Below are 11,673 nucleotides of genomic sequence, written 5' to 3' on the forward strand. Positions count from 1 at the left end.
GAATTGCGCCTGGCCGCCTTGCCGGTGCGGCGACAGCACGACGTGGCGGGCAAGCCGCAACGCCACTTCCGCGCCGTAGCGGGCGCGCACGATATGCAGGCAGCAGTCGAGGCCGGCGGCGACACCGGCCGAGGTTACGATGTCGCCGTCGTCGACATAGAGCACGTCGGCATCGACGGCGATGTCGGGATGGAGCGTCTGCAGCCTGTCCGTATAGGCCCAATGCGTCGCTGCCTTGCGTCCGCCGAGCAGTCCCGCGGCGGCGATGGCGAAGGTGCCGAGGCACAGTCCCACGATCAGCGCGCCGCGCCGGTGGGCGCGGCCGAGCGCCTCGACCAGCACCGCCGGAAGCGGGTCTTCGAGATCCTTCCAGCTTGGAATGATGACGATGTCGGCATCGTCGAGTGCCGCAAGCCCATGCGGGACGGCGATGGTCAGCCCGGCGTCGGTGTGGATCGGTCCCTCCTCCATGGCGCAGACGCGGAAATCGAAGCGCGGCAGGCCGAGCCTGGTGCGGTCCGTGCCGAACACGAGGCAAGGCACGGAGAGGTGGAAGGGGCTGATGCCGTCGAAGGCGATGACGGCGACGATCGGGTCGGCCATGGGAGCTCCGGGAGAAAACAGACAAGATTGTCCCAATTCTTTCGAATGAAGTCAATCGGGACACTTTTGCCGCGTTGGCGCCGGGCCTAGCTTCTGCCTATCAACCCGGTCGAAAGGAGATCGCCATGTCCGCACCAGCCATTAGCACCCAGCCGCGCCGCGCCCTCGTCGTCGTCGACGTCCAGAACGACTATGATGGCGGCAATCTCGCCATCCAGCATCCGCCGTTCCGCGACAGCGTCGTCAATGTGGCGCACGCCATGGACGCGGCGGCGGAAGCCGGCGTCAAGGTAGTGGTCATCAAGCAGATGGCGCCGGAGACCTCGCCGATCTTCGCCAAGGGAAGCCATGGCGGCGAGCTGCATCCCGAGATCGCCAGGCGAAGCCGCGACCATTATGTCGAGAAGACGCTGCCCTCAGCCTTCACCGGCACCGATCTCGAGGCGTGGCTGCGCGCCAATGCCATCGATACGATCGCGGTCGTCGGCTACATGACGCACAATTGCGACCTGTCGACCATCATCCATGCCGTGCATATGGGCTTTGCTGTGGAGTTCCTGTCCGACGCCAGCGGCTCGGTGCCTTACGCCAACAGCGCCGGCTATGCTTCTGCCGAGGACATCCACCGCGTGGTCACCATCATCCTGCAGTCGCGCTTCGCGGCGGTGCTCAAGATCGCCGAGTGGGTCGACTGCCTGAAGACCGGCGCTTTGCCGGAACGCGACACGATCTTTGCTTCCAACCAGCGCGCGCTGGCGCGCAATGCAGCTTAGCCGCGCTCAAATCCGCAAATGAAAAGGGCGCCGCGAAAGCGGCGCCCTTTGTTTTCGCAGCCGAAAGGAAGCCTAGAACAGGCCTTCGATCTGGCCGGCCTCGTTGAGGAAAATCTTTTCGGAGGACGGCGCCTTGGGCAGGCCGGGCATGGTCATGACCTCGCCGCAGATGATAACGACGAAGCCGGCGCCGGCCGAGAGCCGGACCTCGCGCACCGGCACGGTGTGGCCGGTCGGCGCACCGCGCAGGTTCGGGTCGGTCGAAAACGAATACTGGGTCTTGGCCATGCAGACCGGCAGGTTGCCGTAGCCGGCCTGCTCCCAGGCGTGCAGTTGGTCGCGGATCGACTTGTCGGCGATCGCCTCGTCGCCGCGGTAGATGCGCTTGACGATGGTGTTGACCTTTTCGAACAGCGGCATCTCGTCGGGATAGAGCGGCGAGAACTGCGAGGCGCCGGACTCGGCGATCTCGACGACCTTCCTGGCGAGGTCCTCGATGCCGGCCGAGCCTTGCGCCCAGTGCTTGCACAGGATCGCCTCGGCGCCCTGCGCCTTGACGAAGTCCTTCATCGCCTGGATTTCGGTCTCGGTGTCGGTGGTGAAGTGGTTGATCGCCACCACCGCCGGCACGCCGAACTGCTTAACGTTCTCGATGTGGCGGCCGAGGTTGAGGCAGCCCTTCTTGACCGCCTCGATGTTCTCCTTGCCGAGGTCTTCCTTCTTGACGCCGCCATTCATCTTCATGGCGCGCACGGTGGCGACGATAACGGCGGCCGCCGGCTTGAGGCCGGCCTTGCGGCACTTGATGTCGAAGAATTTCTCGGCACCGAGGTCGGCGCCGAAGCCGGCTTCAGTGACGACATAGTCGGCGAGCTTCAGCGCCGTCGTTGTGGCGACGACCGAGTTGCAGCCATGGGCGATGTTGGCGAACGGACCGCCATGGACGAAGGCCGGGTTGTTCTCCAGCGTCTGCACCAGGTTGGGCTGCATGGCGTCCTTCAACAGCACCGCCATGGCGCCGTCGGCCTTGAGGTCGCGGGCATAGACCGGCGACTTGTCGCGGCGGTAGGCGACGATAATGTCGCCGAGGCGCTTCTCGAGGTCCTTGAGGTCGGTGGCAAGGCACAGGATCGCCATCACTTCCGAGGCGACGGTGATGTCGAAGCCGCCTTCGCGCGGATAACCGTTGGCGACGCCGCCGAGCGAACAGATCATCTCGCGCAGCGCCCGGTCGTTCATGTCCATGACGCGGCGCCAGGCGACGCGGCGGGTGTCGATGCCGAGTTCGTTGCCCCAGTAGATGTGGTTGTCGATCAGCGCCGACAGCAGATTGTGCGCCGTGGTGATGGCGTGAAAGTCGCCGGTGAAGTGGAGGTTCATGTCCTCCATCGGCACGACCTGCGCGTAGCCGCCGCCGGCGGCGCCGCCCTTGACGCCGAAATTCGGGCCGAGCGAGGCTTCGCGGATGCAAACGACCGCCTTCTTGCCGATGCGGTTCAAGCCGTCGCCGAGACCGACGGTGGTCGTGGTCTTGCCTTCGCCGGCAGGGGTCGGGTTGATGGCGGTGACGAGGATCAGCTTGCCGTCCTTGTTGCCCTTCACCGACTTGATGAACTCGGCCGAGACCTTGGCCTTGTCATGGCCGTAGGGCAGGAGATGCTCGGTCGGAATGCCGATCTTGGCGCCGATCTCCTGAATCTGTTTCTTCCTGGCGGCGCGCGCGATCTCGATGTCGGACTTCACTTCGGCCATGACGGCTTTCCTCTGGATTGGTCGGTGGAGGGGACGGGTTTGATCATCTGTGCATGTTCGAGACGCCGTGCGGGCGTGAGGGCATGTTCTAACCCTGTCGCTGTCGCGGCGTCAACTTTCATGCAACTATGTTTCCTGCGAAGAAAGAGTGTTCCTGCTGCCGGGCCGTTTGCGGTCGGCTGTATGGAGCCCGGTCGTTGCGCCGTATAGAAGCCAGAGCGGATGCCCCGCCGCCGTCCCAAAACAGCCGCGCAATGCACCGAATGCGACAGGGGCGACGGCGCAAATCCGCCAGCCCCTTGGCGAGAGGGGTGCGGCTACTGCGTCAGCACGTTGCTGATCTCAACCATGTTGGAGCGCACCCTCAGCACGTAGAAACCCATCGTGGTCAGGTGCGTCGGCAGCAGCCAGCCGTCCTCGCGGCCGTTGGCGATGATGAGGGGCTGGATGCGCAGAGCCGAGACGAATTGCGAATCCATCGTGTCCCACAGGTTCTGCAGGTGCTTTTCCTTGATGACATCCTCGAAGTCGGCCTGGGCGGCCTTCATCAGGCCGTAGTAGCCATAGAGCTGGCCGTAGGCGAACCAGAAGCGGTCGTCGGCGCGGAAATCGAACCAGCCATCATTGTGGTTCTCAGCGCGCTCCTTGAGGATTGCCGAGGTCGAGCCGATGTCGGACGAAATGCGGTCGATATATTGCTTGAGATTGTCGGCGCGGGCGTCGAACGTCGCCTGGCAGCTGGCCAGCCTTGCGTTGAAGGAGCGCAGCTTGCGCACGGCATCGCGATAGTAGCTCGGGGTCGGCGTCTTCGGACCGAATGGATTGAGGCCGAAGTACCAGGTCTCCTCGTCGAACTGCAGATTTCCGCGCGCATCCTGGAGATCGGCGTCGATCTGCGAGGTCGTGCGCACGCGGCCCAGATTGTCGGCAAGCTCGGTCGCGGTGCGCCGCACCGCCTGGTTGATGCCGCGCTGGAAGGAGGCCTTGTTGTCCATCCATGGCGTGTGGTCCCAGTCGATGCCGAACAGGCCGAGCTTGTAGAGGATCATCGATGAGATCCAGGCATTCTGGTTGACGTTGAAGTCGGTCAGATCGGCCGCCACCTGGGCGATCGCCGAGTTACCGCAGGTCTTGGCCGTATCGGTGCCCGCGCCGGCTGAGACTTGCTCGCCGGCCGACACGTTGCGCTTCTCGAACGTATAGGTATCGGGATAGTTCGGGTTGAATTTGGTCCACCACTGGGTGGCGTAGAAGAAATTGGCGTAGAGGCCGATGAGCACCAGCAAGGCGAGGCCAACCACCGCCTTCAGGATCCAGCCGCGCTGCCCATACCAGCGGCCGGCCCACATGAAAGGCCACAGGATCACGCCGACGAGAAGACCAATGCCGCGGCCGATCCACTGGAAGATCTGGGTGAAGAAACTCACAATCGGGTCAAGCATGGCTCTCGTCACCCCTCAATCAGTCAAGCCGTAGAGGCGTGTGCGAAACGCCGCCTTGTCTTTCAAATATGTGGTTTTCAGAACGTCCACAACATGCGATCGCCAGGCGTCGCTGAAGCCGTCATAGTCCCTGTAGAAGCCGGGCTTGTTGAAGACGTAGCGCGAGACGAAGTCCTGCGGCACGAAGTCGGAGATCAGCTGATTGGTCAGCCAGGCGTCTGGATGATCGGGCCTGGCGCGGATCACCAGGAAGCGCTGCTGCGGGAACACGTCCTCGATCTTGAGATGGCCATATTGGGCGATCTCGCGCTTGGCGGCGTTGAGGAAGGGGAAATTGCCGTCCTTGGTGATCAGGTCGGTATGGCCGTGGATCCAGGTCTGCAGCCAGACCTTGTCGACGTCCGTCAGATTGCGGTTCGGCTCGGCGTCGCGGATCAGCGCGCGCACCACCATTTCGGCGCGATGCTCGAGATAGCCGGATGACTCGATCCAGGAGGCGCGCGGCAATTCGATGCGGCCGGTGGCGGCGAGGAACTTGAACACCTTGTCGGCGTCCCTGATCGAAAGATAGCTCACCTGCCACGGCCGCGAGCGGCGGAAACCGGGCGCGGCCGGGTCGCTGATCACCGTCGTCATGTCGGGATCGACGAAGACGTAGAGGCCGCCGAAATGGCTGGTCCAGTAGGCGTTATGGCGGAAGATCACCTGGTCCGGCACCAGCGCGTTCTCGCGGATGTCGCCGCAGACCTTGGCGAGCTCGACCATACGCTCAAGCATGGCGTTGTCGCGCCAGGCGTCGGGCTCCTGCTTCAGCCGGTCGACCAGCTTGCCGAGCTCGGCCGCCTTGCCGAGCACGTCCTCGGCCGACAGCACCTTGAACTCGACCTGGTTGATCGACAGCAGGTCCTCGATGTCGTTGACCTTGGGGACCGAGTCCTCGATCTCGCCGTAGATCACATCCTTGATGGTCAGTGCGTCGATGGCGCGCCGGTTCTTGGACATGAACTCGAACATCAGCTGCGAGGTATTGGAAAAGGCGGTGTGGACCACCGGCAGGTCGATCTGCGACGGCGTCAGGATGATGAAGCGGCGATTGACCTCGTTGGGGTCGAGGTAGTCGTAGTCGCCGCATTCGTCGGCGATCTCCGGCGAGAAGCCGGTGCGGTCGATCTGGAAGCTGTTCAGCCTGGTGGGATTGAGGCCGAAGGCGACGAGGGCCTTGTTGTAGCGCTGGATGAGGTGCGGTTCGTCGACGGTCAGCAGCCTGCCGTAGATCAGTTCATTGTCGCGCAGAAGGTCGGGTTTCTTGGCGGGGTGGGTCATTTATGCCTTCTCCCCGTTCACGGGGAGAAGGTGCCCGAAGGGCGGATGAGGGGCGGCGCAAACGCTCATCATCTTTGCTCCGACGTGGCGACCGGCAGAAATCTCACATCGATACCAATCATTTGCGATCTAGCCGGCCATCAAGGGCTGCGATGATCGTATCAAGCACGCTCGCGCGGCTGGTCAAAACATCCGCGTGCCAAACTCTCAATACCGACCAACCATTTCCATTCATCGTCTCATCTCTGTATCGATCCCGAGACCGACCCGCATGCTGGCTGCCGTCGACTTCCACGACCAGATTAGCTTCACGACAGGCGAAGTCTGCGAAATAGGGCCCAATCGGTAGTTGGCGAACAAACTTGTGGCCGTTCAATCGCCGTCCACGCAGTTCATGCCACAGCATTTCCTCAGCATCGTTTTCAACCTTCCGTAGCTCACGGGCCCTCGTGACCTTGGGCTCATTTCTTCCACGCATGGCGCTGCCCCTCATCCGCCCTTCGGGCACCTTCTCCCCGTGAACGGGGAGAAGGAAGATTAAGCATTCCATAGCCCCTTCTTCTTCATCTCCTCGATTTCGCGCACGGCGCGGTCGCGCAGCCTGGTGTCGCGGATCATCTTAGTCACGGCGGCGTCGTCGGACTTGTCGGAATAGCGGAATTCCGAGTCGGCGTAGCGGTTGATCTCCTGCATGACCATGTCCATCGAGAACGGTCCGCGCAGTTCCTCGATCATTGCCTTCTTGTCGTCGTAGCTCTTGTGCATGAAGGCTTCCGGCTTCTCGAACCATTCGTCGGGCAGCTCGATGTCCATGGCGCGCATCTTGATGGCGTCGGTGACGTTCTTGATGGCGCGGCCGGTGAAGCGCGGCTCGGCATCCTTGATCATGTGCAGGTACGTGCCGATGTCGGCCATCGATTTCGGCGCGCCATTCTCCTTCATGTAGCGCTCATAGACCTTGATCAGCCCATCTTCCTGCGGCTTCTCATGCTCCTCATAGGCCTCGGTCACGGCGCGCTGGATCTCCTGCGCGGCATAGAGCTTGTGGTCGCCGAGCGGGATCTTGTGGTTCTTTCCGGCGAGCAGCACGAAGATGTCGATATAGTCGTCGCGGGTCTGCGGCCCATCGACCAGCCAGCGGGCGCCGGCGCGCTGGCGCAGCGCGTCGTCGACATTCTCTGGATAGTTGGAGAACATGCCGAAGGCGCAGTTGCCGCGCACCACCGTGCCGGCACCGGCAAAGGCGTCCATCAGGACGCCGGTGATCTCCTGCTGGCCGGCGGAGGCGCGATCGTCGGAACGCCGCGCCGCCACCTGGTCGATATCGTCGATGGTGCCGAAGCCGATGACGCGCGGATTGAGCACGTTGTTGATGAACTGGCGGCAGTTCTGGCCGGACTTGCCCTGATAGGACGAGATCTGGTCGACGCCGAAATTCTCGTAGGCGAAGGGATAGCCGGCAACCTGGCAGTAGTCGTGGACGAGGCCGGCGATCATCTGGATCAGCGTCGTCTTGCCTGTGCCCGGCGCGCCGTCGCCAATGAAGGTGAACAGGAAGCCACCGAGCTCGACGAACGGGTTCAGCTCACGCTCGAAATCGTAGGCCATCAGCATTTTGGCGAGCCTGACCGACTGGAATTTGGCAATGTGGTTGCCGACGACCTCCTCCGGTTTCTTGAAGGTCATCACCAGCGTCTTCGAGCGCTTGCCGGGCGCGACGTCGAAACCGTCGAGGGTGAAATCGTCGACGTCGATGCGGATATGGGCGTTCTCGAACGGGCCGATGCCGTCGAAGCGGCCTTTTCTCGCCAGGAGCCCGTCGATGGCGACGCGGGCGAAGGCGCGCGCCCGCGTCATCAGATCGGCATCGTCCTTGGAGCCGGCAATTGCCTTGTCGAGGCCGGCAATGATCGACTTCACCGCGTCCTGCTGCGTGTCGAACAGGAAGTCGGGCTCGGCGATGTCGTTGGGCGCCTCTCCGTCGCTGTCGATCAGTTGGAAGAGGTACGAGGCGAGGCTGAAGGCGGAAATGTAGGCCGAGGCCGACAGAAGCTTCTTGAAGGTCGCGGCTTCGTCGCCCTCGAGCGGCGCGCGGGCGTTCTTGGCCTGCAGGCTCTCGAGGTCGGAGCCTTCAGCGAAGACGTCCGAGATGGCGAGCGCGATCGCCAGGCCGCGCCGGGCGCGAAACAGCAGCGTGTGCTGGGGAATGGTGAGCAACTGGTCGTCGGGGTGGACGGCGGCGACCGTCTTCGACAGCTCGACCTCGCGCGTGCGGCGCACCGAACCGACCGACACCGTCGAGACGAAGCGGCGGTTGGTGCCGGCGAGCGCGGTGCCGGATTCGCGGGACGGATCCTCCAGCACGACGATGCGGGTAATGAAGCTTTGCGCGGTGGCGCGGTGCTTTTCGATCGCAGCTTCCGAGATCGTGGTCAGGCCGGTGTCCATGAAGGATGCTCCGTGGTGTGACGGTCAGACGTCTGAGATGACCTGTCCGTTGGACAGGATGTGGACCTTGTAGCCGGAAAAGATCTTCTGCGCCTCGCCGGCGGCATAGAGCGCCTGATAGGCCTCGTGCGGGATCAGCGCATGGTTCTCGTAGCTCGACACGCCCTGGCGCGCGGCCTCCAGATCGTCGGTGTTGATGAAGAATTCCTGCGTCGTCTTCTCGCTCGAAAACAGGCCCTTGCGGCCGGGCTTCTCCGATTTGGAAAAGATCTCCTGGATGGTCCAGGTGAGCAGCCAGGCGTTTTCCGGCCTGCGCACTTTGGCCAGCACCTCGGTCACCGTCGAATTGTTGTCGGTGATGCCCGCCGAATAGAAGGGGCCGAGCACGACGCGGCGGAGCTGCTTCGGACGCAGCGGCTCGAAATCCTTGTCGAGATTGACCGCGATCGTCGCCGGCGACAGCGTATAGGCCGAATTCTTCTCGGTGAAATCGTCGAAGCGGTGGGCAAGCTCGGGATTGAGCAGCCCGTCGACCGGCAGCGGGATGTCGACCCGCTCGTTCAACTTGCCGTTGGCATCGACGAGCTGGCGCACCATGCTCTCCGAGGAATCCTCCACCGTCACCATATAGATCAACGGCAGGTTGGCGCTGCCGTCGAAGCAGGCCCAATGCACCAGGTAATAGGGTCGAAAGGTCTTGGGGTTGACCGAGACCTTCGCCGTCTGCGCCAGCGTGAACGGGCCGAAGGTCTGCTCGCTCCTGACGTCCTCCAGATAGAGCCGCTCGGCCATCGACTTCTGCAGCGCCTCGGGAAATTCCTTGTGGCGCAGGATGAAGTCGGCCATTTCCTCGCGAAGCTCTCCGGCCTGCGGGATATTGGCCAGCCGGCTCTCCGCCTGACGGCGGTCGTTCTCGAGTTCGAGCAGGTTCTGGAATACCGGATAGCCGCTGTCGGCGCGCGAGATCCGGAACGTCTCCATGAAGCCGAGGCGGTTGCGCCAGCAGGAAAACGACTTGTCCAGCCGCGCAATGTATTCGGCGACAATCCTGGCGACGATGCCATGCCGGTAGAGCGGCGAGCGATCGTCGCGCATGAACACTTCCAGCCCGCTCAGCGCCGCCGTGATGGCGGAAAAGTAGCGCGCCGCGGCTTCATTTTCGGGGGTCATCGGACTGCCTTGGAGACGAACGCCTGCCGCCAACTACTGCTGTACGTAGTTGGCGGAATTGTGCTTCTTCATCACTTCGTCGAAGCGGCGGGCGAAGGCATCGTCGGCGAGCTTCTTGCGGCGCTGGATATCGGCCGAGGCCACCATGTTCTTCTCGTGCATTTCCAGCAGATCGCCAATGTGCTTCTGCGAGGCGGCGCCGATGCCGGCCATGGTCTCCTCCGCCGTGTTGTCGACCTGGCTGCCGAGCGTGTTGATCTTGTGGGCGACGTCCTGCTGGGCGGCGGTTTTCAGTGAGTCTTCCAGCGCCTTGTAGAGGACGATGCGCTGCTCGGTGTCGATGGTCAGCTTGTTGATCAGCGTCGATTGCGCCGCGATCTGGTTGTTGAGAGAGTCCACAAAGGTCTGGAACATCGAGGTGTAGCGCTCCAGCGTCTGGCTTTCGGCTAGCAATTCCTGCTCCTTGGCCTGCTTCTCATTGTATTCGGTCGCCATCTTCGAGCGCTCGCCTTCGAGCTCGGTGCGCTCCTTCTGACTGGTCGAGGCGGCGATCTTGTTCTCGATGTCGAGCAGCATCGGGTTGAGCTCCTCGATGCGCTTCTGCACCGCTTCAAGGTTGGACATCGTCGTCTTGCGGCGCTCGATCACTTGCGACAGGCTGGTCTCGGAGGTCTTGTAGCGCTGGTCGAGGATCTGCTTCTGCGCCTTTAGGATGCCGACAATGGTGTCGGATTTGGCCAGCAGTTCCTGCAGGTTGCCGGCCAGCGACATGTTGCGCACACGATCGGTGCGCATGCGCTGCTTGCGCTGCTCGGAGAAGACACCGACGAAATTTTCCCAGCCGGTGTAGCTCTTCATGCTCTCGAATTCGGCGCCGAAGACATTGGTGGCGTCTTCAAGGCCGATGATCAGGTCGGCGATGTTGCCTTCCATGATCTTTTGTTGCTTGAGCACATCCTCGATGCGGGCGTTTTCGATGTCGAAATTGGCGTCGCCGATCTTCTTGTCGGCCTGAGCGAGCGTGTCGAGCACCGTTCCGGACTGCTCGATCTTCGTGCGCATGTCCTGCACGACCTGCTTGGTCTTGGCAATCTCGGCATCGAAATTCTGCAATGTCGCCATAGGGGCCTCCCGCATCGGCATCGGTTTCGTGTCGGCGCGAATATATGTGGAGCATTCTGGGATTGAAAGACGCAAGACCAGAGGCGTCGCGAAAACAAAAGGTTTCGTTTCTCCCTTGAAAGACAAACGAACCGTGCTCATGGCGAGACTAGCAGCCCGCCGCGCCGGCGCATTTCTCTTGCAGCTCGACTCTCGCGCCACCGGACCGCCGGCGAAGCATTCGCTTGCCACCGGAACCATCGTCTGGATATTCGGCAAACAATTGCTGAGGAACCGGCGACTGCTGGGCAGCCGTGGGGATCAGGGCTTGGGGTCGGCCCTCAGATAGGCAATGACGTTGGCGATGTCGGCGTCGTTGGTCAGTCCGTTGAAGCCCATCTTGTTGCCGGGCACCTTCAGCTTGGGCGCGCGCAGGTAGAGCGCGAGATTGGCCTCGTCCCAGACCAGGCCGCCGGCGCCGGCATCCTTCATGGCCTGCGAATAGTTGAAATTCGCGGCCGTGCCCGCGGTGCGGCCGACGACGCCCAGAAGATGCGGGCCGACCTTGTCGTGGTCGGTCGTCGCGTCATGGCAGGCCATGCAGCGGTTGAAGACCTTCTTGCCAAGCGCGGCGTCTCCTGCGGCATGGGCTGCTGCGATGTCGGCGACGACAAGGACGACGGCGGACGAAATGGCTCGAAACATGGCGGACTCCTGGCTGGGGCACGTGAATAGGGCCCATGCCTTAACAAGCGCCGCATATGATGGCGGGATTGCGGAAGCGTTCAATCCGGCCGGCGCGCCATCAGATCCGCGACAGCTTGCAGGATTTCGCGACCGATCGCGGCCGAAGAATGTTTTTCGCTCACGAAGGCCCGGCCAGCGGCGGCCATTTCGGCGGCTGCCTCAGGCTGCGCGGCGAGAGACAGGATTTTTGCGCCCAGTTCGCCGGCGTCGCGGGCGGCAAGAAAATGCCGGCCGGCCTGCAGGCCGAGCCCCTCGACGGCCTTTTCCGTGGCGCAGACGACCAGCCCCGCCGCCATCGCTTCCAGCGCCTTGGT

11 protein-coding genes are annotated in these 11,673 nt (G+C 62.7%); 1 reads left to right on the forward strand and 10 read right to left on the reverse strand.

Annotated features, from left to right (window positions below; all coding sequences use genetic code 11):
* Positions 1-603 (reverse strand): DJ-1/PfpI family protein (locus EOA33_RS10875; RefSeq protein WP_190234248.1); only part of this gene is annotated, 603 nt, incomplete at its 3' end.
* Between the two features lie 125 nt (positions 604-728).
* Between EOA33_RS10875 and EOA33_RS10880 the strand changes: the two genes are divergently transcribed.
* Positions 729-1,376: a cysteine hydrolase family protein gene (locus tag EOA33_RS10880; protein ID WP_126058627.1), complete on the forward strand. Its 648-nt coding sequence runs from the start codon at positions 729-731 to the stop codon at positions 1,374-1,376.
* A gap of 72 nt (positions 1,377-1,448) precedes the next feature.
* Here EOA33_RS10880 and EOA33_RS10885 read toward each other — a convergent pair whose 3' ends face one another.
* The 9 genes from EOA33_RS10885 to EOA33_RS10925 form a co-directional block, all read right to left on the reverse strand.
* Positions 1,449-3,128, reverse strand: coding sequence for a formate--tetrahydrofolate ligase (locus EOA33_RS10885; RefSeq protein WP_126058628.1), 1,680 nt, complete (start codon positions 3,126-3,128; stop codon positions 1,449-1,451).
* Between the two features lie 317 nt (positions 3,129-3,445).
* A complete protein-coding gene (locus EOA33_RS10890; RefSeq protein WP_126058629.1) occupies positions 3,446-4,570 on the reverse strand; it encodes a DUF2333 family protein in 1,125 nt (374 codons plus the stop codon).
* 15 nt (positions 4,571-4,585) lie between these two features.
* On the reverse strand, positions 4,586-5,893 hold the full coding sequence (locus EOA33_RS10895) for a DUF6638 family protein (protein WP_126058630.1): 1,308 nt from the start codon (positions 5,891-5,893) through the stop codon (positions 4,586-4,588).
* Between the two features lie 118 nt (positions 5,894-6,011).
* The gene (locus tag EOA33_RS10900) at positions 6,012-6,371 is read right to left on the reverse strand and encodes a DUF559 domain-containing protein (RefSeq protein WP_189347315.1); all 360 of its coding nucleotides are present in this window, start codon (positions 6,369-6,371) and stop codon (positions 6,012-6,014) included.
* A gap of 59 nt (positions 6,372-6,430) precedes the next feature.
* Complete coding sequence (locus tag EOA33_RS10905) at positions 6,431-8,341, reverse strand: ATP-binding protein (RefSeq protein WP_127405622.1); 1,911 nt, start codon at positions 8,339-8,341, stop codon at positions 6,431-6,433.
* A gap of 24 nt (positions 8,342-8,365) precedes the next feature.
* The gene (locus tag EOA33_RS10910) at positions 8,366-9,511 is read right to left on the reverse strand and encodes a hypothetical protein (RefSeq protein ID WP_126058632.1); all 1,146 of its coding nucleotides are present in this window, start codon (positions 9,509-9,511) and stop codon (positions 8,366-8,368) included.
* Positions 9,512-9,544: 33 nt separating this feature from the next.
* On the reverse strand, positions 9,545-10,633 hold the full coding sequence (locus EOA33_RS10915) for a hypothetical protein (protein WP_126058633.1): 1,089 nt from the start codon (positions 10,631-10,633) through the stop codon (positions 9,545-9,547).
* Between the two features lie 300 nt (positions 10,634-10,933).
* Entirely contained in the window at positions 10,934-11,317 is a 384-nt protein-coding gene (locus tag EOA33_RS10920) for a cytochrome c family protein (protein ID WP_126058634.1), read from the reverse strand.
* A gap of 80 nt (positions 11,318-11,397) precedes the next feature.
* Positions 11,398-11,673: glycosyltransferase (locus tag EOA33_RS10925; RefSeq protein WP_145989108.1), on the reverse strand; the 276-nt coding region annotated here is incomplete at its 5' end.

The organism is Mesorhizobium sp. M4A.F.Ca.ET.050.02.1.1 (genome assembly GCF_003997725.1).
In the GTDB taxonomy this organism is placed as follows: Bacteria; Pseudomonadota; Alphaproteobacteria; order Rhizobiales; family Rhizobiaceae; genus Mesorhizobium.